Source organism: Amycolatopsis sp. NPDC088138 (assembly GCF_044741685.1).
Lineage (GTDB): Bacteria > Actinomycetota > Actinomycetes > Mycobacteriales > Pseudonocardiaceae > Amycolatopsis.
Genome location: NZ_JBIUTB010000014.1, coordinates 1 through 19,658, shown reverse-complemented (window position 1 = coordinate 19,658; position 19,658 = coordinate 1). Strand labels below are relative to the sequence as shown.

Genomic DNA, 19,658 nt, shown 5'->3' with positions numbered 1-19,658 from the left:
AAGGTCCTCCTCACGTCGATTACGCCCCTGTTGGGAAGCACGGACAGTGAGGCGGAAACGTTCAGGAAACGCCCGTGGTCCGGAACCGCGCCCGGTAGTCACTCGGCGTGACACCCAGACCACGCGCGAACGACCGCCGCAGCGTCTCCACCGAACCGAAGCCCGACCGGCGGGCGATCACGTCCAGCGGGTCGGTGGTGCCCTCCAGCTGCTGCTGGGCGAACTCCAGGCGGATCTGCTCGACGAACCGGGCCGGCGTGCGGCCGGTCTCCTCGCGGAACAGCCGGGTCAGGTGACGGACGCTCACGCCCGCGCGGGCCGCCATGTCACCGAGGGTGTGCGGGGCCGACGGGTCCGCCGCGACCGAGTCCAGCAGCGTCCGCAGGACCTCGTGACGCGGGCGGCCCGTCTCCAGCCGGACGCTGAACTGCGACTGCCCGCCCGGCCGCTGCAGGAACACCACCAGGTGCTTGGCCACCAGCCGCGCGATGTCCGGGCCGAGGTCCTCCTCGACCAGCGCGAGCGCCAGGTCGATGCCGGAGGTGACCCCGGCCGAGGTGATCACCGGGCCGTCCTTGACGAAGATCGCGTCCACGTCGACGCGGACCAGCGGGAAGCGGCGGGCGAGCTGGTCGAGCAGGTCCCAGTGCGTCGTCGCGCGGCGGCCGTCGAGCACGCCCGCCGCGGCCAGGGCGAACGCGCCCGCGCACACCGACGCCGTCCGGTTCGCGCCGTCGGCGAGGCGGCGGATCTGCGCGATCAGCTCGGTGTCGGCGATCGTGCGGGCCCACACCGGGCCGCCGGGCACCAGCACCGTCGCCCCGCGCGGGTCCGCCGCCGCCAGGTCCAGGTCGGCGCCGAGGCGCGTCCCGGTGTTCGCGCGGACGTCCGCACCACCGGGCGACGCCGTCCGCAGCTCGTAGCGGCCGCCGTGCTCGTTGGCCTCGGCGAACACCTCCAGCGGGCCGGAGACGTCGAGCAGGCGGACGCCGTCGTAGAGGACGACGAGGACGGGACGGGCTTTCACCGCTCCAGTATCACCAGCTCCCCGTCCGCCGGCTCCTCGGCGGGCGCGTGCACGACGCGCGGCGCCGGAGCGAGGTTGACGTGCAGGCGGAAGACGTCCGGGCGCGAGTAGTGCCCGACCGGGTCGGCGGCCGACTTGGCGATGGCGATCAGCGAGAAGTCGAGGTCGGCGAACAGCAGGCCCTCTTCGGTCTCCGGCAGCGGCTCGGCCAGTTCGCTGCCCTCCGGGCCGTAGATGCGCGCGAAGCCGCCGCCCAGGGCGAGCAGCTGCCGCTTGGTTTCGGTGTCGCAGAACAGTTCGTGGGCGGCGGGCCCGACCACCGAGCACGGCGCGACGACGAACGACTGGCCCTCGACGGCGTAGACGCGGCTCGCGGCGGTGTTGACCTCGGGGCCGAGCGCGGTGGCCGCGCCGCGGTAGACCGAAAAGCTCGGCCACGACCCGACGTGGATCTGCTCGCCGAGGCTGTACATCGCGTACTTGGTCAGCGGCTGGAAGTGCTCCCAGCAGTTGAGCCCGCCCAGCTTGCCGAGCCGGGTGTCGTGGACCTGGATGTCGCTGCCGTCGCCTTCGCCGAACACACTGCGCTCGACGTGCGTCGGCTTCAGCTTGCGGCGCACGGAAATCACCTCGCCGGTGTCGTCGAGGAACGCCTGCGCCATGTACAGGCTGCCCTGGTCGAACTCGCTGAACCCGAGCACGACGTGCACGCCGTGTTCGCCGGCCGCGGCGGCGATGCGGCCCATCTCGGCGCCGTCGCGGGTCAGCGAGTTGGCCGCGAACCGGGGCACGAACTGCATGCCCCACGCCGGGGAGTCGAGCCAGATCCACCACGGGTAGCCGGGCAGGAACGTCTCGGGGAAGGCGACGAGCTCGGCGCCGCCGCGGGCGGCCTGGGCGATGAGGTCGACGACCTGGTCGACCCCGGCGGCGAGGTCGAGCCAGCGGGGTTCGGCCTGGACGGCGGCGACGCGGACCTGCTGGGTCACGGGAACCTCCTGGGGCGAAAGGATTTCCCCCACTGTCCACCCGGGACGGCGCCACGGCACCGACGTCCCGTGCCGGATCACCGACGGGGCGTGCCACCCGCGCGGAACTCCCCCGGCGTCAGGCCGGTCGCCTCCCGGAACACCCGGTGCAGCTGCCGGTCACCGGCGAACCCGCACGCCGCGGCCACCGAACCCAGCGGACGGTCCGGCTCCGCGCGCAGCAGGACTCGCGCGTGCTCGACGCGGATCTCGCGCAGCACCGGGCCGACCCCGCCGTCGAACAGGCGGTAGAGCGTCCTCCTCGACACCGCGCACGCGGCGGCGACGTCGTCGACCGACAGGGCCGGGTCGGCGTGGTGGGCGCGGAGGAAGGCGCGCACGCGTTCCCGCGCGAGCGACTGGTCCGAAGGTGCGCGGCCGCTCGAGAGGCTGAGGACCGAGGCCAGCAGGCCGCGCCCGTGCTGGGCCAGCGCGCGGGCGGCGTCCGGGTCGGCGGGGTACATCCGGGACAGGCCGTGGAAGAACTGCGCGACGACACCCGCGGGCCCGTCGGCCGGCAGGGAAACCGCCGTGACGCGAGCGGCGTCGCGCAGGCCCGTCTCGGCGAGGATCGCGGTCAGCGGCACCTGGACGACGACCTGCTCGAAGGCGTCGTCGAAGTGCAGGGTGTACGGGCGGGTGCTGTCGTAGAGCGCCATCCGGCCCGGGCCCAGCTCCGCGACGCGGCCGTCCTGCTCGACGCGGCCGCGGCCGCCGGTCTGGATGCTGGCCAGCAGGTACTGCTCGCCGGCCCGGGCGATCAGCCGCGGCGTGCGCCGCACCCGCTGGCCGCCGGCGTGGACCGTGGACAGCTCGAGGCCGCCCAGGTCGGCGTGCGTGAGCCGGCCGTCGAACCCGCCCGGCCGGGTCGGGGTGGCGCTCAGCTGGACGAACGTGTCGCAGATGAGGTCACGCCAGTACTCGAACGCGTGCTCGCGCCCGACCGCCGACGTCGACCACTCGCTCATCCCGCCATGGTGCGACGACCAGGGCAGGAAAGCCAGTGCTCAGCCCTCGCCGGACCAGCCGCTCAGCCGGGTGAGCAGCCGTTCGAGGACCTGCGGGTCCGCCGCCACCGGATCACCGGAGACGGGCTCGTCGACCAGCGTCCGGCGATCGCCCCGCCGCGGCAGGCGCACCTGCTTCGCCGTCATCCCGCCCGGCAGCGCCAGCTCGCACCAGGTGGTGCGGCCGCCGCCGGGGGCCGGGTCGACGCCGATGCGCTCGCCGGGCCGGGCCTGCGGCGCCGGCAGCTGGGGGAGGTTGTCGTCGACCTCCACCAGCAGGTACTCGGCGCTGAGGCGCAGCCGCAGCGTGACGAACGGGGGTGCCTTCGGATCGCCGGCGTTGATGACCGCCTCGACCAGGCGTCTCGCGGTCGCGGTGACCTGATCGAGCATCGGCTTCAACGACCAGTCGGTGAGAATCAGCCGGACGAACAGATCCGTCACCGGCAGCGCGCTGGGCTGCGCGACCAGCCGGAGGTCGTCCATCTGGGAGGTGTGCGCGCTCAAACCTGACCTTCCTCGGCCCGGGTGCCACTGTTCGAGTCACGCATCATGCCACCCGTCCGGGAACCACCCGTAAGGAGGACGTCACTCGACGCCGAGCATGACCTCCGTGGACTTCACGAGCACGGTCACCGGCTTGCCGGGAGCCAGCTCCAGCTCCTCCGTGGCGTCCTTCGTGATGGACGCGACGACCTGCTGGCCGCCGTCGAGCTCGACGGTCACGACGGACATCACGGCGCCCGGCTTGATGGCCGCGACGGTGCCGGTGAGCTGGTTGCGGGTGGAGAGACGCATGGTGTTCCTTAGCGGTGCTGGGGTGCGAACCGCGCCAGGCTACGGCCTTTTCGCAGGTCACGCCGCCGGAAGCCGCCCGGCACGATCGGGTGGTGCGGCACCGGGGCAGGCCGGATCACCGCAGCTGCGCCACGGCGGGACGCGCTGAGGAGCACCCGCGAACCCGGTGTGACTTGCTACCGTCGGCCCATGGGCGAGCTGGTCGAGGACGAAGCGCTGCGGGCCGAGCGGCTGCTGGACGCGCAGGCGAAGGCGGTCGAGCTGTTCGCGGCGGTCGAGGAGCGCGGGATCCTCGCGCCGGGCGTGCGCGAGACCGAGGCCAGTGACGCGATCCGCGACCTGGCCGGCGACCTGCTGGGCATCCGCCGCTACTGGCACAAGCGGATCGTCCGGGCCGGGGTCAACACGCTGCGGCCCTACCGCGAGAACCCGCCGGACCGCGTGCTCGGCGAGGACGACATCGCCTTCGCCGACTTCGGCCCGATCTTCGAGGACTGGGAAGCCGACTTCGGCCGCACGTTCGTGCTGGGCGGCGACCCGGTGAAGCACGCGCTGCGCGACGCCCTGCCGAAGGTGTTCGACGCCGGGCGCGCGTACTTCGACGCGCTGCCCGACATCACCGGCGAGCAGCTCTACGCGCACATGGTCCAGCTGGCGCACGAGGCGGGCTGGGAGTTCGGCGGCGAGATCGCCGGGCACCTGGTCGGCCAGTTCCCGCACGAGACGATCGACGGCGCCAAGATCGCGTCCTACATCGCGCCGGGCAGCGACCAGCCGATGCGGCGGCCGGACCGCAACGGCCAGGCGTCGCACTGGATCCTGGAGGTTCACCTCGTCGACCGCGAACGCGAGATCGGCGGCTTCCTCGAGCAGCTGCTCGACCTGGGCCCGGCCGCGTCGTAAAGGTTCTCCTCACCAGCCCCCGACGCCGGTGAGGAGAACCCCGCCGCGTCAGACCCGCGCGGTCGCCCACAGCTCGTCGATGGTGCGCTCGGCCGTCGCGAGGCTGGCATCGGCCAGCGGGATGAGCTCCGCCATCGCCGGGTTCACGTGCGCCAGCGTCAGCTCGGCGGTGATGAACCGCGGCTCCAGGCCGGTCAGCGAGAGGCCGTGCGGCAGCCACGCCTCGGCGTGGTCCCAGCCCGCGCGGGGCGTGCCTTCGCCGTACCCGCCGCCGCGGCTGGCCAGCACGATCAGGTCGCGGCCGCCGAGCAGGCCGGACATCGTCGCGTGGTCGACCGAGAGCCCGGGGGCGATGAGGTGGTCGACCCACGTCTTGACGCTGCTCGGCGGGCCGAAGTTGTAGAGCGGCAGGCCCAGCAGCACGGTGTCGGCCGCCTGGATCTCGCCGACGAGCTCCCGGGTCAGCGCCCAGGACGCCGCCTGCGCGGGCGTGTGCTGCTCCGGCGGCACCGCGCGGGCCGTCCCGCTCGCCGCGTCGAGGTGCGGCAGCGGGTGTTCCCCCAGGTCGCGGTAGGTCACCGTGCCGTCGGGGTGGGCGGCCCGCCACGCGGCCGCGGCCCGCGCGCTGAGCCTGCGGCTCACCGAAGCCTCGCCGGTGATGCTCGAGTCGATGTGCAGGAGATGCGCCATGTTGTTTGCCGTCCATAGATCGTTGGTGTTAGACAAACCATTAATAGCACACCGATCATCGGGTCGCCCATATACTGGGCGCATGACCTCGCTGCCGGTCGTCAACCAGCCGCCCCACCGCTGCGGCGCGCTGCTCGACCACCTCGCGCGCCGGCTGCGGCTGCGCAGCGAGTCGGTGCTGACCCCGCTGGGGCTGCGGCCGCGCCACCTGATCGCCCTGACCGTGCTGCGCGACCAGGGCGGCAGCTCGCAGCAGGACCTGGCGAAGATCCTGGAGATCGACGGCACGAACGTCGTCGGGCTGCTCAACGAGCTCGAGGCGGAGAACCTGATCGAACGCCGGCGCTCGCCGGTCGACCGCCGCCGGCACATCGTCGAGCTGACCGACGTCGGCGCGAAGCTGCTGGCACGGGCGGAGTTCGCGCTCGCCGCGGTCGAGGACGAGGTGTTCCGCGACCTGGACGCCGACCAGCGCGAGACGCTCTACACGCTGCTGCAGCAGGTGACGAACACGACGAACGCGGAAGCCTGCACGGAAGCCGTGGCCCGCCCGGGCTGCTGAGGCCCAGCCGATGCGGTGGCCGCGCGCGGAGTCCGGCACGACGGACTGGTTGCGAGAGCTGTGCGGCGACGGCCTGACCGGCTTCATGCCGCCGGCGATGCCGGACGCGGCCTGGGTGCTCAACACGATGTACGAGCACGAGGACGGGCCGACCGGGACGTCGCACCACGAGTACCACCAGGCGCGGCTCGCGGACGGAAGCGCCCGGCCCCAAGCCGTCAACGGCGTGGACCTCGAAGCCGGGAGCACGGTGACCGGCGGCGGACTGGGCCGCGCCGGGCACCCCGGCCCCGGGTGGCGGCGGCTGCGCTGGGCGGAGCTCGCCCGGCGCACCGGCGATCCCGTCGTGCCGGACGGGCTGCTGCCCTCGTACCGCTGCTTTCCCTCGGCCACAAAGGAGGGCAGCTGGCCGCTCGGCATCATCCCGCCCGCCGAGGGAAGCCTGGACCGCGAGACCTGGACGCGGCTGATCGGCATCCTCGCCGAGCACAGTCCCGCGGGCCCGGACACCCGCTGCCTGGCCTACTACAGCCCGCTGACGCTCGGGGCCGCCGACTTCGAGAACCTCCACGTGCGCAAGGGAATCCTCGGTGACGCCGGGATCCTGTACGACGACCCCGGAACCGGCTTCAGCCCGTCCAACCTCTGGGCCGAGGACCGCTCATGGTGCCTGTGCACCGACTACGACCTGTGGGCCACCAAGGTCGCCGGGTCCCCGCTGCTGATCGAAGCGCTGCTGAAGGACCTCGAGATCGAAGCGATCCGGCCGCCCTAGCCGCCCGCGATGTCGTGGGCCAGCTGCCGCGCTTCGGGCAGCGTGAACTGGCCCGAGATCTGCGTTTCGCCGCCGGTGATGGCGGATTGGATCTGCGGCGCCGTGAGCACGCGGCTCTGGAGCACCATCGCCACCTGCTTGCCGACGTTCCCGCCCGTCCAGTCGGCCCACGTCCGGGTGCCCGCCGTGGTGAACCGGATCCCGATGACCGCCCTCCCGGTCTGCGGATCGAGGCGGGCGTCGACCCAGCCGACGTCGGTGCCGCTCAGGAACGCCGGGCCCAGCACGTACTTCGTGCCCTGCGCGCGGTCGCAGCTGACCAGCGGCAGCGCCGGGTCGTCCCGGCCCGCCAGCGGGTCCGGGCTGCCCTGGGCGCAGTCGAGCGCCGCCGCGGCGGCCTGCTGCGCGGCCGGATCGGCACTCTGCCGGTCCGCCGCCGAGCCGGTCGGCGGCGAGGGCGGCAGCTCCGTCAGGACCGGCCGGAAGCGCAGCTGCGTCCCGTCCTTGACGACGAAGCCGTTTCCCGACGGCTGAGCCGTGCCGGGCACCTGAACCGCACAGCCGGCGACGAGCACGAGGACGGCCAGCGCCGCGAAGGTCCGCACGGCTGCCATTGTGTCGTCCCGGCGCCGGATCGGGAACTTACCACTGGTAAATCCTTGACATTACCAATGGTAAGCCTCACGCTACTGAGGCCAATTCGTCTAGACCAATCTGTCCGCTCTTCGAGGTACCTCCCCCGAGAGGAGAGACACCACCATGTCCCCCCGCAAACCGGCCAAGACCGCCGCGGCGCTCGCCGCCGTGACGGCTACGGCGGCCGCGCTCGTGCTCGCCCACGGCGCCGACGCCAGCCCGGCCGCCGCCACCCCCGCCACCGTCACCGCCGCGTGCGGTGTCCTGTTCGACGACTTCCACTACGGCTCCCCTGCCGACTCCGCCTTCGGCGCGGCCGGCTGGACCACCCGCAACGACGTCGGCAGCCCCGGCGTGCCCGGTGCGCGCTGGCTGACGAGCAACATCAGTTTCCCCACGGTGAACGGGGAAAAGGTGGCGCAGCTCAACGCGTCCACCGACGGCAGCGCGAACGGCACCACCCACGCCGAGATGTACCAGAACCAGCTGCGGTTCCAGGAAGGCACCTACGCCAGCCGGGTCAAGTTCACCGACACGCCGACCAGCGGCACGGACGGCGACCACGTCAACGAAACCTACTTCACGATCTCGCCGCTGCGGTACGACCGCGACCCGCTCTACAGCGAGCTCGACTTCTCCGAGTACCTGCCCAACGGCGGCTGGGGCGGCTCGACCGCGAACTACCAGACGTCCTGGTACACCTACTGGAACAACCCGACCTGGGACGGCCTGCGCACCTCGACCGCGCAGAACCGCAGCTTCGACGGCTGGCACGACGTCGTCACGCAGGTCTCCGGCGGGCACGTGAAGTACTACCTCGACGGCGTGCTCACCGCGGACCACACCACCGACGCCCAGGGCGACCCGGTCTACCCGCGCACGCCGATGTCGATCAACTACAACATGTGGTTCATCGACACGGCCGGCCACACGAGCGGCACCAGCACCTACACCGAGCAGGTGGACTGGACCTACTACGCGGGCAACCAGGTCGTCGCGCCGTCGGCCGCGGTCGCCCAGGCCGCGACCTACCGCGGCGCGGGCACCGCGCACGTCGACACGGTCGGCTCCGGCAACTGCACCACGCCGACCAGCCCGACCACGCCCACCACCCCGACCACGCCGACCACACCCACCACGCCGACGACCCCGACCACGCCGACCCAGCCGGCGAACTGCTCGAGCGCGGCGGAGTGGGACTGGGGCACCGTCTACCTCGGCGGCCAGCGGGTCAAGCACAACAGCCACCTCTGGCAGGCGAACTGGTGGACGCAGGGCTCCGAGCCCGGCCTCACCGCGCAGTGGGCCGACCTCGGCCACTGCTGAGCCAGGCCGGGCCGTCCCCGGGACCGGACGGCCCGGCCTACCCCGCCGCAAGCACCGCTTCCAGCCCGGACGCCTGGGTCCGCCAGTCGGCCGTGTTCGGCGTGCCCCCGGCCCAGCGCTCACCGATCCGGTTGAGCGAGTCGCGATCGCCCGCCCACAGCGTGTCGGCCTGCTTCTGCGCGAAGGCACGGTAAGTCGCCGACCCCGTCGCGTTCGCCAGGTCGCCGAAGTAGCGCATGAAGACGCCCTTGAACTGCTTTTGGTTGTCGTCACAGGAGTTCGCGGCGTCGCAGGACTCGACGAGCACGCCGTTCGAGGTCAGCCGGGACATCGCCGCGTCGGCCAGCCGGCGCGCGGCGTCCAGATAGGACGTGACGCCGGTGGCCCGCCACAGTTCCACGAGCCCGCCGATGCCGAGGCCCTGGTTGTACGTCCAGACGGTCTGGCCGTTGTTCGCGCACGAGGACGTCAGGCCGTCGTTGACCAGGCCGGAACCGTTGATCAGCCCGCTGTTCAGGTACCAGTCGCCCGCGGTCCGGGCCCGCTGGCCCCACACCGTGTCCCCGGCGATCCGCGTGTGCAGCGACGCGGTCAGGCGCAGGTACAACCCGCTCGTGACGGCGTTCTTGTACGTCCGCTCACGGTTCCACCACACCCCGCCGCCGCAGCTGCTCGTGTCCCAGAACCCGTTGACGTAGTTGGCGATCGTCGTCGCCTCGGTGAGGTACCGCGGGTCGCGGGTGCGGTCGTAGACGGCGATCCAGGCCAGCCCCCACCACGCGCTGTCGTCGATGGCGCGGCTGACGAAGTCGCCCTCGATCGGGTCGGAACTCCGTCCCCCGGCCGGGAAAACGGCCCGGTTGACGTCCAGCGTGCGGGCCATGGCGGTGTCGAAGCCGCCCGCGTCCGCGACGGCGGTCACCGCGACGGCCGAGTTCCACCAGCTCGACGGCCACCACGCGGTGTAGGGCTCGTAGGACCACATCAGCGCGTCCACCGCGCCGGCCGCCCGGGTCGTCGCCGGACGCGCCCAGGCCGTGCAGCTGCCCGAGGCGTGCGTGGCTTCGCGACCGCACGCGCGCACGGCGCCGCCGTACAGCCGGCCGCGCGGGTCGCGGGTGGCGAACGCCGTGGTGTGCGTCCCGGTCGCGCCCGACGCGACGCTCGTGCGGCCCAGCGACGAGCCGTCCGGCCAGCTCGCCCCGGCGTCCCAGGAGCGGTCGAGCCAGATCTCGTCGCCGGCGCCGCCCGCTTCGATCCCGGCCCACGCCATGCCGCGGCCGTCGAAGTGGAGCCGGATCGTGCGGCCGTACAACGTCGTCGGCGCGACCGGCTGGGCGTCCCCGGAGCCCGGGGCGCTGCGGTCGCACGCCGCGTCGCAGACGTCCGGGTAGATCCACGCGGTGCAGGCGACCCCCTGTGCGTCCCCGCAGGCCCGGACCAGGCCGCGGCGGTGGTGCGCCGGATCGGTGAGGTTGTACATCAGGGTGCGGGTGCCGGTCCACGAACCGGGGATGGTGGCCTTGCCCAGCAGGCCTTCCCAGCTCGCGCCGCCGTCCCAGGACCGGTCGAGCCAGACGGCGTCGTTGGCCACGCCGTTGTCGATGCTCGCCCAGGCCATGCCGTCGGGGTCGGAGGCGTGCAGGCGCACGACCCGGCCGTTGATCACCTTGTCGGGCAAGGGAAAGCTCTCTCGCGCGGCTCGCGACGGATCGAGCGTGTCGCAGGAGGTCGCGCACACCGCGGTGGCCGCCGCGGCGGGCCGTGACGAGAGAGGCGAGAGGGGTGACAGGGAACCGAGGACGAGCAGGAGCACGAGCAATGTCCGCATCGACATCCCTCTCCACGCACCGGGTTTCTTTTCAGGATAGGAAATCCGGTGGCGGGAGAAAAGGATTCAGCGCGGTTCTGGCTCGTTCCGGACATCGGCCGACGGGGAGTCGAACAGCCGCGGCATGACCGCCAGCATCAGAGAGGACCAGACCACGTGCGTCAGCACCGGCGCCTGGACCCCGCCCGAGCGGCCGCGCTGCCAGGCGAACACCGTCCCCATCACCGCCGACGCCAGTACCAGCGCGGGGTTGCGGGTCGCGCACGTCGACAGCACGTACACCGCGGTCGAGCGGCGGGTGCCCAGCGCGTCGTACAGCGGGCCGCGGAAGAAGACCTCCTCGGCCGCGCCCGTGACGAGCGTCGTCACGACCACCGACGTCGTCGAACCGCGGTGGGCGTAGTCGAGCACCCCGGCGATCGCGCGGCGCAGCGGCGGGATGTGCCGCGAAACCAGCGCACAGCCGTAGAACACGCCGAACGCGCCCGCCCCGGCCAGCACCGGTCCTGCGACGTCACGACGGCCCCGGTGCACCGGGCCGGCCGCGCGTGCCCCCGCCAGCCAGGTCGCGGCGACACCGCCGGTGAGGCCGTAGAACCGCTTGGACGCGGGCGGGCTGGACAGGGACGCGCCGAGCAACGCGGTCCCGGCGGCCGTCACCGCCGTCAGGAACCGCCCCTTCACCCGGCCCGCCTGCTCTGCGCGCGCTCCTTGAGGGCCTGCAGCACGGCTTCGTCGTAGTCCATCGGCTCGAACTCGACGATCCGGCGGATGCTGTCGTCGCGGACGACGACCTCGTTCGTCATCGAGTCGATCAGGGAGCGCCCGGTCTGCACGTCGATGTCGGTGACCAGGGAGAGCCAGTACGACGAGAGGCGCGGCGACAGCAGCGGGACTGGCACGATCACCAGCGGACGGCCTTCGAGTGCCGCGACGCGCTGCAGCATCTCCCGGTAGGCCAGCACCTCGGGGCCGCCGATGTCGAACGCCCGGCCCTTGGCCTCCGCGTGGTCGAGCACGCCGACCAGGTAGCGGACGACGTCGGCGATCGCGATCGGCTGGGTGCGGGTGCCGACCCAGCGCGGGGTGATCATCGCCGGCAGGTGCTCGACGAGCTGGCGGGTCAGCTCCCACGACGTGCCGCCGTGGCCGATCACGATCCCGGCACGCAGCACGGTGACCGGCACGCCGGTTTCGCCGAGCAGCTCTTCGACCTCGCGGCGGCTGGCGAGGTGCTCCGACAGCGAATCGTCGTCGTCGCCTAGCCCGCCGAGGTAGACGATCCGGCCGACCTCGGCGTCGGCCGCGGCGCGGGCGAAGGCACGCGCCGCTTCGGAGTCGCGGCGCTTGAAGTCCGAGCTGTCGAGCGAATGGACCAGGTAGTACGCGGCGTCGGCGCCCTTCAGGGCGTCACGCAGGGAGCCGACGTCGGCGACGTCGGCGCGCACGGGTTCCCCGGCCCCCTCGTAGCTTTCGGGACGGCGGGTCATCGCGAGCACGTCGTGCCCCGCTTCTTCCAGGGCCGGGCACAACCTGCTGCCGACGAAGCCCGAAGCTCCGGCTACCAGTACTCGCATCCTCGTGACGCTAGCCCTGACCGCGCCGGTCCGCAGGTCGCCGCGTCCCGGCGAAGCAGACGGCGGCGAGGACACCGGCGCAGCCCACGAGCTGCAGGACGGCGGGCGTCTCGCCCAGCAGGCCGATACCCAGCAGCACCGCGCCGACCGGCTGCAGCAGCATCAGCGTCGCCCCGGCGGTCGCCGTCATCCGGGGCAGCGCGGCCGAGATCAGCAGCCACCCGGTCAGCTGGCCGACCAGGGCGAGCGCGATGAGCCAGCCGAACGCGGGCCACCCGGGGGCCAGGTCGAGCGTGCCGGACGGGAGGCCGAGCACCAAGGCGACCGTGCCCGCGGAGAACGTCGCCAGGAGCAGGGAGTGCGACTGCGTCCCGGCGCCGCCGCTGAGCCGGATCAGGAACAGGTAGGCGGCGTACCCGGCCCCGGCGACGAGCGCGGCGACGGCGCCGGTGACCGGGTCGGGCCCGAACGCGCCGGTCCCGGCGAAGCCGCCGGCCAGCACCACCCCGCCGAGCAGCACCGGCGCGGCCACGAGGAACCGCTTCGACGGCCGTTCCGCGAGGAACGCGAACGCCAGCACGGGCACGATGACCACCTGCACCGCCAGCAGCACCGTCGCGATACCGGCGCCGACGCGCGGGATCGCCTCGCCCCAGAGCACGAAGTCCAGGCCGAGCCCGGCCCCGGCCAGCAGCGGGAACAGCACCCGGCGTCGCGTGCCCGGGGCGGCCTTGCGCCGCTCCCACCAGGCCAGCGCGAACAGGACCGGCAACGACAGCAGGCAGCGCCAGAACGCGCTGGTGGCGCCGCTGGTGTGCGAGACCTTGATGAAGACCGACGACAGCGAGATGCAGAAGCTGCCGAGTGCGGCGAGCAGGCGCGGGTCGACCCGCTGGGTGAACGTCGGTTGGGTGGCAGTCAGGGTCACGTCTCCAGCGTGAGCGCCCCGACTGTCAAGGACAAGCGAATGTTTCTGCGGGGAACTCGGTAGGATCACTACCGTGTTCGGACTCGAGCGGATGCGCGCGCTGCACGCCGTCGCCACCCAGGGCTCGGTCGCCGCGGCGGCCGCGTCCCTGCACATGACGCCTTCGGGCGTCTCGCAGCAGCTGGCGAAGCTGGAGAAGGAGGCCGGGCAGCCGCTGCTGGAGCCGCGCGGCCGCGGCGTCCGGCTGACGAAGGCGGGTGCGGTGCTGGCCGGGCACGCCGAGCGGATCCTCGCGCAGGTCGCCGAGGCGAAGACGGACCTGGAGCTGCTGCGCGAGGACGTCATCGGGCCACTGCGGATCGGCGCGATCCCGACGACCGTGCACGCCCTGCTGCCCCCGGCGCTGGCGACCCTGGCCGCGCAGCACCCGCGGCTGGCGGTGACGCTGCACGAGGGCGAGGCCGAGCAGACGATGCCCCGGGTGCTGGCCGGCGACCTCGACGTCGCGGTGCTGGAGAGCTGGGCGGACCGCCCGACGGTCATCCCGCCGTCGACGACGCGCATCGAGCTGTTCTCCGACGTCGCGGACCTCGCCCTGCCGGCCGGGCACCGCCTGGCCCACCGCAAGACCGTCGATCTGTCCGAAGTGGACGACCTGCCGTGGATCGGCTGGACCGCCGGCTCCGGGTGCTACGACTGGCTGGTGCAGGTGCTGCGCAAGCAGCGGCTGGAGCCCCGGATCAGCTGCACGGTGGGCGGCTACCCGACCCAGCTGGCCCTGGTGGCGGGCAACGTGGGCGCGGCACTGGTCCCCCGCCTGGCCCGCGAGCGGCTCCCGGACGGAGTCCGCATCCTGACCACCCGCCCGGCGCTGACCCGCACGATCCACGCGATCTGCCGAACCGGCGAGGAGGACCGCGGCGCGGTCCGGGCGTGCTTGGACGCGCTGCGCGAGGCGTCGGCCCGGTTCGAAAGCGCGATGCGGCCGACCGGCTGATGCTCGGGACGTGCCCCGCCGAAACGGTGACTGCGGTGCGAGCGACTCATGGGCATGTCGAATCTCGGGCTGCCTGGGGAACCCCAAGCGATCACGGTCGCCTCGTCACGGTGGGCCTCCCACCTACCGCCTGGCGCTTGGCCTGACGCGTTCGCCCTCAGCGGCCAGGTGTGGCGCGCCGACGTGTTCGCCCTCGCCCAGCGCTGGCGATCAGGGGAGGTGACGAGCGTGCAGTTCGCGGCCGGCGTGCTGGCCTGGGGTTACGGAGTCCGCGGCTACGGCCCGCATCGCACGAACCGGATCCTCCGCCACGACCTGGCCGCCGATCACCTCGACACCGCCCTGGCCGGTCTGCGCGCCGAACTCGTCCCCCTCGCGACCTTGCTCGACTGCTACGAGCAGTTGCGGAGCACGGCGAAACTCAAGGGCCTCGGCCCGGCGTTCTTCACCAAGATCCTCTACTTCGCGGGCTATCGCCGCGGCCACGGCGGTCCTCAGCCGCTGATCCTCGACAGTGTCGTGGCGGCACGGCTGCCTCCCGAGGCAGGCGCCGCCCCGCGGTTCACGAGCGGGTGGTGGACCAGCACCTGGCGTGACTACCTCCTCTGGGCAGCCGAGCAGGCCGATCGAACCGAGTACGGCGGCGAACCGGACCACGTCGAAATGGATTTGTTCTGCGGGACCTGGCGGCCGGCGGGCTGACTCAGGGCGTCGCCGGTTCCGCGGCCCAGCTGGCCAGCAGCCGCAGCCGTTCTTCCGACGGTGACCCCGGCTCCACCGTGTGCACCCCCAGCACCTGGTCCGGGTCCCCGGTCGGGGCCAGCGCCTCGTAGCCCAGGATCAGCTCCCCCACCACCGGGTGCCGGTAGTGCTTCGTGCCGTTCGTGCGCTGGTAGACGTCGTGGTCGGCCCACCAGCGGCGGAAGTCCTGGTCGCGCACCGACAGCTCGCCGATCAGCTCGGCCAGCTGCGGGTCGTGGGGGTTGCGGCCCGCGTACAGGTGCAGCGTCGCCACGACGCTGCGGGCGGCCGACTCCCAGTCCGCGTACAGGTCGCGGGCCTGCGGGTCGAGGAACACGAACCGGGCGATGTTGCGCTCGCGCGGGGGCAGCGCGTCGAAGTCGCGGTAGAGGGCCTTGGACAGCCGGTTGGCGCCGAGGACGTCCAAGCGCCGGCCGGTGACGATCGCCGGGACGTCGTCCAGCGTCTCGAGCACCCGCAGCAGCCCGGGCCGGATCCGCTGGGGCGGCGGGGTCCGCGGCCGGCGGCGGCTCGGCTTGGCCAGCGCGAACAGGTGCCGCCGCTCGGTCTCGTCCAGCTGCAGCGCCCGCGCGATCGCGTCCAGCACCGACTCCGAGACGTTCAGGTTCCGCCCGCGTTCGAGCCGGACGTAGTAGTCGACGCTCACCCCGGCCAGCCGCGCGACCTCTTCCCGCCGCAGCCCCGGGACGCGCCGGACCCCGGGTTCCGGCGCGAGCCCGGCGTCCTCGGGGGTCACCCGGGCGCGACGGGCCCGCAGGAAGTCCCGCAGTTCCGGGTTGCCTTCGCTCATCCCTCCAGCGTAGGACGGCCGCGGCGCGCGTGCGGGGGTCTGCTGGACCCCCGGTGGGACCAGTCCTCCCACCCGGCCGCCCGGCGGGGGTTACCTGGAGGCACGTCACCGAGAAGGAAGAACGAGATGGAACGCGAAATCCTGGGCGGCACCGGCATCTCCGTCAGCCGCTTCGCCTTCGGCGCCATGATGCTGGGCGCCATGGGCAACACCGACCGCGCCGAGTCGGTGCGGATGATCCACGCGGCGCTGGACGCCGGGATCAACTTCGTCGACACCGCCGACGTCTACTCCCACGGCGAGTCGGAGGTGATCGTCGGCGAAGCGCTCAAGGGCCGCCGCGACGACGTCGTGCTCGCCACGAAGTTCTCCATGCCGATGGGCCCGGACGCCAACCAGGCGGGCGGCTCGCCGCGGTGGATCAAGCTGGCCGTCGAGGCCAGCCTGAAGCGGCTCGGCACCGACCACATCGACCTTTACCAGATGCACCGGCCGGACCACCTCACCGACATCGACGAGACGCTCGGCGCGCTGTCCGAGCTCGTCCGGGCGGGCAAGGTGCGCGCGATCGGCTCGTCGACGTTCCCGGCCGAGCTGATGGTCGAGGCGCAGTGGGCCGCCCGGCGCGGCGGGCACCACCGGTTCCGCACCGAGCAGCCGCGGTACTCGATGCTGACCCGGATCATCGAGAACGACGTCCTGCCGACGGCCCAGCGCCACGGCATGGGCGTGCTGACCTACGGGCCGTTGTCCAGCGGCTGGCTGACCGACCGCGACCCGGCGCGCAGCCACCGCGCGGGCATGATGCCCGAGGTGTTCGACCTCGCGATCCCGGAGAACCGCGCCCGGGCCGAGGCCGTCGAGCGGCTGCGGAAGGTCGCCGCCGAGGCGGGCCTGCCGCTGGCCCACCTCGCGCTGCGGTTCGTGCTGAGCCACCCGGCCGTGACGTCGGTGCTGATCGGCCCGCGCACCCCGGAGCAGCTCGACGACCTGCTGGCCGCGTCCGGGCCGCTGCCCGGCGACGTGCTGGACCGGATCGACGCGATCGTGCCGGCCGGTACGGAGGTCAACCGGCACGACAACTACAAGGCGGCGGCGCCCGCGATCGAGAACCCGCACCTGCGACGGCGGTGAGTCAGGCCCGCAACCGGTCCGCCATCTCCGTCACCAACCGGCCTGGGCGCTTGTGGTGCACCAGGAAGACGTCGCGGGCCGGCTGGGCGTCCGCCGCGTCGCGGACCTCGATCCGCGCGCGGCCGGCGCGCTCCAGCACGCTTTCGGGCACGAACGCGATCCCCAGCCCGGCCTCGACCAGCGCCAGGATCACCTGGTAGTCGCGGGATTCGTGGGCGACGCGCAGCGTCACCCCGGCGGCGTCCGCGAGCTGCTCGAGGCACACCCGGTTGGGCACGCCGGGGCTGCCCGAGATCCAGTCCTCCCCCGCGAGCCCGCGCAGGGTGAGACGGCGGACCCGGGCCTTCGCGTGCCCTTCCGGCAGGATCAGGCGGAACCGCTCCGAACGCAGCAGCGTCCGCTCGAGGCCGCGCGGGTCGGGCAGCGGCGCCCCGGGATAGCGGTGGGTGATGAGCAGGTCCAGCTCGCGGGAGCTGACCAGGCCGTACCCGTCGGGCGGCTCCAGGTCGAGCAGGCGCAGCGCGACGGCGGGGTGCGCGTCGCGGAACCCGGCGAGCGCGGGTGGCACGAGGGTCGCGCCCGCGCTGGCGAACGTGCCGACGGTCAGCTGCGCCGGCTCCTCGCCGAGCAGCGCCCGTACGGTCCGCTCGGCGGTCCGCAGCTCCCCGACGATGGTTTCGGCGTGCGTGAGCAGGCCTTCGCCGACGGCGGTGAGCGTCACCCCGCGCGGGTTGCGGTGCAGCAGGGGGGCGCCGACGTCGCGTTCGAGCTTGGCCAGCTGCTGCGAGACGGCGGACGGCGTGAACGAAAGCCGTTGCGCCGCACCGGCGATGGAACCGGCGTGCGCGACCTCGGCGAGCAGGGCCAGGCGGTGGGCGTCGAGCACGGGGGCCTCCAGCCGTAAGCGTTGCTGATGGCAGCATAGGAGACGTCGCTGGTGCTTACGTCCGGCCGCGCGCATGCTGGGGCCATGATCAGCACTTCGGACGTCGAACGCGCCGCCGCGAGGATCCACGGCCGGGTCCGCCGGACACCCGTCTTCTCCGACGACGGCGTGTGGTTCAAGCTCGAGCACCTGCAGCACACCGGCTCGTTCAAGGCCCGCGGCGCGTTCAACCGGATCATCGCCGCGGGTGAGCTGTCCGCCGCCGGAGTGGTTGCCGCGTCCGGTGGCAACGCGGGTCTCGCCGTCGCGTACGCCGCCCGCGAATTCGGCGTGGCCGTTAGGGTTTTCGTCCCGACGACCGCGCCCGCGGTGAAGGTGGCGAAGCTGCACGCGCTCGGCGCGGCCGTCGAGCTGGTCGGCGACAAGTACGCGGACGCCTACGACGCGGCCGTGAAGCACGCGGCCGACAGCGGCGCGCTGTTCTGCCACGCCTACGACCAGCCGGAGATCTGCGCCGGCCAGGGCACGGTCGGCCTGGAGCTGCTGGAGCAGGTGGACGGGCTCGACACGATCCTGGTCGCGGTCGGCGGCGGCGGGCTGCTGGCGGGCATCGCCGCGGCGGTCGAGGGCCGGGCGCGGGTGGTCGGCGTCGAGCCGCGCACGATCCCGACGCTCCACTCGGCCCTGGACGCGGGCGAGCCGGTCCAGGTGGAAGTGTCCGGGCCGGCCGCCGACTCGCTCGGTGCGTCCCGGCTCGGTGACATCGCCTTCGCGGTGGCCACCCGGACGGGCGCGGGCTCGGTCCTGGTCGAGGACGCCGCGATCATCGAAGCCCGGGCGACGCTGTGGGACCGCTACCGCCTCGCCGTCGAAGCGGGCGGGGCGACGGCCTACGCCGCGCTGCTCGGCGGCGCCTACGTGCCCGCGCCCGGCGAGCGCGTCGCCGTGCTGCTCTGCGGCGCCAACACCGACCCCGCGACGCTCACTTCCCCGTCAAGCGCTCCACCAGCGGCGCGAACTCCTCGATGAAGGCGCTGTTGACGCTGACGTAGGAGACGCCGAGTTCGTCGCGACGGCGTTCCAGCTCCGCGGCCATGTCGTCGACGCTGCCACGGAGCATGGTCAGCGAGTCGTGCTCGATGAGCGTCTCCGCGTCGACGCCGATGAACCCGCGGATCCACGGCGGGACGACCTCGCCGACGACGAAGATGTTGAGGGCCAGCTCGAGGTCCCGGCCGTCCGCGGCGGTCCGGATCTCCTCGACGTGCGACTTGAACTCGTCGCGGGTGGTCAGCACACCCCCGGCGAGGGTGACGATGTCGGCCTTCGCCCCGGCGAGCCGGCGCGCCTTGGGCCCGCCCGCGGCGAGCATCACCGGCGTGTGCGTGTCACCGTCGAGCCGGCGGACGTGGTCGATGGTCTCGGAGATCGAGTCCAGCCGCTCCTGGCCGTTGCCGTAGGGCAGGCCCAGCTCCTCGGCCTGCTGCCGCATCGACGGCAGGCCGGTGCCGAGGCCGAGCTCGAACCGGCCGTCGGTCATGACCGTCAGGCTGTGCGCCTCCCAGGCCGCCGCGCGGGCCGTGCGCAGCGGGCCGGCCAGCACGAACGAGCCGACACGCAGGGTCGTGGTGACCGCCGCGGCCGTCGCGAGCGACGCCGTCGGGGTCGGCAGGTTCAGGTTGTCCGGCGAGAGCAGCGTCGCATAGCCCAGCTCCTCGGCCCGGCGCGCGGTTTCCCGCCACTTCGCGCCGCCCTCCTGGGCCGCCGCGACCACACCGAACCGGAACGCCTTCTGAGCCATCGGATCAACCCCCGCTTGTGTCGTTGACCCGATCAAACCACCGCCGCGCCCGGCCGTGCCACCACGAACGTCCGTGAAGGCCACCTTGAGGGACTCTGAGTCCCTCAAGGTGGCCTTCACGGCATTGAACTACTGGCGCGCCGGTTCGCGGGCGTCGTCCTGGCGGCGGGCCCGGTAGAGGCCGGCCACGGCGACGACCG

22 protein-coding genes are annotated in these 19,658 nt (G+C 73.0%); 8 read left to right on the top strand and 14 right to left on the bottom strand.

The window, feature by feature from the left end:
• Positions 1 to 61 precede the first annotated feature (61 nt).
• The 5 genes from ACIOD2_RS50040 to ACIOD2_RS50020 all read right to left on the bottom strand — a co-directional run bounded on the left by ACIOD2_RS50040 (position 62) and on the right by ACIOD2_RS50020 (position 3,860).
• Complete coding sequence (locus tag ACIOD2_RS50040; protein WP_400553194.1) at positions 62 to 1,027, bottom strand: GlxA family transcriptional regulator; 966 nt, start codon at positions 1,025 to 1,027, stop codon at positions 62 to 64.
• Complete coding sequence (locus ACIOD2_RS50035; RefSeq protein ID WP_400553193.1) at positions 1,024 to 2,016, bottom strand: carbon-nitrogen hydrolase family protein; 993 nt, start codon at positions 2,014 to 2,016, stop codon at positions 1,024 to 1,026. The genes ACIOD2_RS50040 and ACIOD2_RS50035 overlap by 4 nt, the downstream gene beginning before the upstream one ends.
• 77 nt (positions 2,017 to 2,093) lie before the next feature.
• Positions 2,094 to 3,023 carry an AraC family transcriptional regulator gene (locus ACIOD2_RS50030; RefSeq protein WP_400553192.1) on the bottom strand — a complete coding sequence of 310 codons (930 nt, stop codon included), beginning with the start codon at positions 3,021 to 3,023 and terminating at the stop codon, positions 2,094 to 2,096.
• A gap of 39 nt (positions 3,024 to 3,062) precedes the next feature.
• Positions 3,063 to 3,569 (bottom strand): ATP-binding protein, encoded by a 507-nt coding sequence (locus tag ACIOD2_RS50025; protein WP_400553191.1) that lies wholly within the window; start codon positions 3,567 to 3,569, stop codon positions 3,063 to 3,065.
• Between the two features lie 81 nt (positions 3,570 to 3,650).
• Positions 3,651 to 3,860 carry a TOBE domain-containing protein gene (locus ACIOD2_RS50020; protein WP_323326127.1) on the bottom strand — a complete coding sequence of 70 codons (210 nt, stop codon included), beginning with the start codon at positions 3,858 to 3,860 and terminating at the stop codon, positions 3,651 to 3,653.
• Positions 3,861 to 4,049: 189 nt separating this feature from the next.
• On the opposite strand from ACIOD2_RS50020, the gene ACIOD2_RS50015 reads away from it, so the two are divergent.
• On the top strand, positions 4,050 to 4,763 hold the full coding sequence (locus ACIOD2_RS50015) for a M24 family metallopeptidase (RefSeq protein WP_400553189.1): 714 nt from the start codon (positions 4,050 to 4,052) through the stop codon (positions 4,761 to 4,763).
• A 48-nt stretch (positions 4,764 to 4,811) separates the two neighbouring features.
• Here the strand turns inward: ACIOD2_RS50015 and ACIOD2_RS50010 are convergent, their stop codons facing one another.
• The gene (locus ACIOD2_RS50010; protein WP_400553188.1) at positions 4,812 to 5,453 is read right to left on the bottom strand and encodes an FMN-dependent NADH-azoreductase; all 642 of its coding nucleotides are present in this window, start codon (positions 5,451 to 5,453) and stop codon (positions 4,812 to 4,814) included.
• Positions 5,454 to 5,535: 82 nt separating this feature from the next.
• On the opposite strand from ACIOD2_RS50010, the gene ACIOD2_RS50005 reads away from it, so the two are divergent.
• Both ACIOD2_RS50005 and ACIOD2_RS50000 read left to right on the top strand, forming a co-directional pair.
• Positions 5,536 to 6,015 (top strand): MarR family winged helix-turn-helix transcriptional regulator, encoded by a 480-nt coding sequence (locus ACIOD2_RS50005; protein ID WP_400553187.1) that lies wholly within the window; start codon positions 5,536 to 5,538, stop codon positions 6,013 to 6,015.
• Positions 6,016 to 6,025: 10 nt separating this feature from the next.
• Complete coding sequence (locus ACIOD2_RS50000; RefSeq protein WP_400553186.1) at positions 6,026 to 6,790, top strand: hypothetical protein; 765 nt, start codon at positions 6,026 to 6,028, stop codon at positions 6,788 to 6,790.
• On the opposite strand, the gene ACIOD2_RS49995 is transcribed toward ACIOD2_RS50000, so the two are convergent.
• A complete protein-coding gene (locus ACIOD2_RS49995; protein WP_400553185.1) occupies positions 6,787 to 7,404 on the bottom strand; it encodes a SecDF P1 head subdomain-containing protein in 618 nt (205 codons plus the stop codon). The two genes, ACIOD2_RS50000 and ACIOD2_RS49995, sit on opposite strands and share 4 nt — an antisense overlap.
• Positions 7,405 to 7,549: 145 nt before the next feature.
• Between ACIOD2_RS49995 and ACIOD2_RS49990 the strand changes: the two genes are divergently transcribed.
• Positions 7,550 to 8,752, top strand: a complete 1,203-nt coding sequence (locus tag ACIOD2_RS49990; protein WP_400553184.1) for a carbohydrate-binding protein — start codon at positions 7,550 to 7,552, stop codon at positions 8,750 to 8,752.
• A 37-nt stretch (positions 8,753 to 8,789) separates the two neighbouring features.
• Here ACIOD2_RS49990 and ACIOD2_RS49985 read toward each other — a convergent pair whose 3' ends face one another.
• The 4 genes from ACIOD2_RS49985 to ACIOD2_RS49970 form a co-directional block, all read right to left on the bottom strand.
• On the bottom strand, positions 8,790 to 10,583 hold the full coding sequence (locus ACIOD2_RS49985) for a glycoside hydrolase family 76 protein (RefSeq protein WP_400553183.1): 1,794 nt from the start codon (positions 10,581 to 10,583) through the stop codon (positions 8,790 to 8,792).
• Positions 10,584 to 10,649: 66 nt separating this feature from the next.
• Complete coding sequence (locus tag ACIOD2_RS49980; protein ID WP_400553182.1) at positions 10,650 to 11,267, bottom strand: lysostaphin resistance A-like protein; 618 nt, start codon at positions 11,265 to 11,267, stop codon at positions 10,650 to 10,652.
• Complete coding sequence (locus ACIOD2_RS49975; RefSeq protein WP_400553181.1) at positions 11,264 to 12,160, bottom strand: NAD(P)H-binding protein; 897 nt, start codon at positions 12,158 to 12,160, stop codon at positions 11,264 to 11,266. Before ACIOD2_RS49975 ends, ACIOD2_RS49980 begins: the two co-directional genes overlap by 4 nt.
• A gap of 10 nt (positions 12,161 to 12,170) precedes the next feature.
• Complete coding sequence (locus ACIOD2_RS49970) at positions 12,171 to 13,088, bottom strand: DMT family transporter (protein ID WP_400553180.1); 918 nt, start codon at positions 13,086 to 13,088, stop codon at positions 12,171 to 12,173.
• A 73-nt stretch (positions 13,089 to 13,161) separates the two neighbouring features.
• On the opposite strand from ACIOD2_RS49970, the gene ACIOD2_RS49965 reads away from it, so the two are divergent.
• On the top strand, positions 13,162 to 14,085 hold the full coding sequence (locus tag ACIOD2_RS49965; RefSeq protein WP_400553179.1) for a LysR substrate-binding domain-containing protein: 924 nt from the start codon (positions 13,162 to 13,164) through the stop codon (positions 14,083 to 14,085).
• 48 nt (positions 14,086 to 14,133) lie between these two features.
• Complete coding sequence (locus ACIOD2_RS49960) at positions 14,134 to 14,787, top strand: hypothetical protein (protein WP_400553178.1); 654 nt, start codon at positions 14,134 to 14,136, stop codon at positions 14,785 to 14,787.
• A 1-nt stretch (position 14,788) separates the two neighbouring features.
• Here ACIOD2_RS49960 and ACIOD2_RS49955 read toward each other — a convergent pair whose 3' ends face one another.
• Entirely contained in the window at positions 14,789 to 15,637 is an 849-nt protein-coding gene (locus ACIOD2_RS49955) for a helix-turn-helix transcriptional regulator (RefSeq protein WP_400553177.1), read from the bottom strand.
• A gap of 126 nt (positions 15,638 to 15,763) precedes the next feature.
• Here ACIOD2_RS49955 and ACIOD2_RS49950 point away from each other — a divergent pair, with 126 nt between their 5' ends.
• Entirely contained in the window at positions 15,764 to 16,771 is a 1,008-nt protein-coding gene (locus tag ACIOD2_RS49950; protein ID WP_400553176.1) for an aldo/keto reductase, read from the top strand.
• A gap of 1 nt (position 16,772) precedes the next feature.
• On the opposite strand, the gene ACIOD2_RS49945 is transcribed toward ACIOD2_RS49950, so the two are convergent.
• A complete protein-coding gene (locus ACIOD2_RS49945; RefSeq protein WP_400553175.1) occupies positions 16,773 to 17,657 on the bottom strand; it encodes a LysR family transcriptional regulator in 885 nt (294 codons plus the stop codon).
• Positions 17,658 to 17,741: 84 nt separating this feature from the next.
• Between ACIOD2_RS49945 and ACIOD2_RS49940 the strand changes: the two genes are divergently transcribed.
• Positions 17,742 to 18,686, top strand: a complete 945-nt coding sequence (locus ACIOD2_RS49940) for a threonine/serine dehydratase (protein ID WP_400553174.1) — start codon at positions 17,742 to 17,744, stop codon at positions 18,684 to 18,686.
• Here the strand turns inward: ACIOD2_RS49940 and ACIOD2_RS49935 are convergent.
• Entirely contained in the window at positions 18,640 to 19,458 is an 819-nt protein-coding gene (locus tag ACIOD2_RS49935; RefSeq protein ID WP_400553173.1) for an LLM class flavin-dependent oxidoreductase, read from the bottom strand. The genes ACIOD2_RS49940 and ACIOD2_RS49935 overlap by 47 nt on opposite strands.
• Positions 19,459 to 19,658 lie beyond the last annotated feature (200 nt).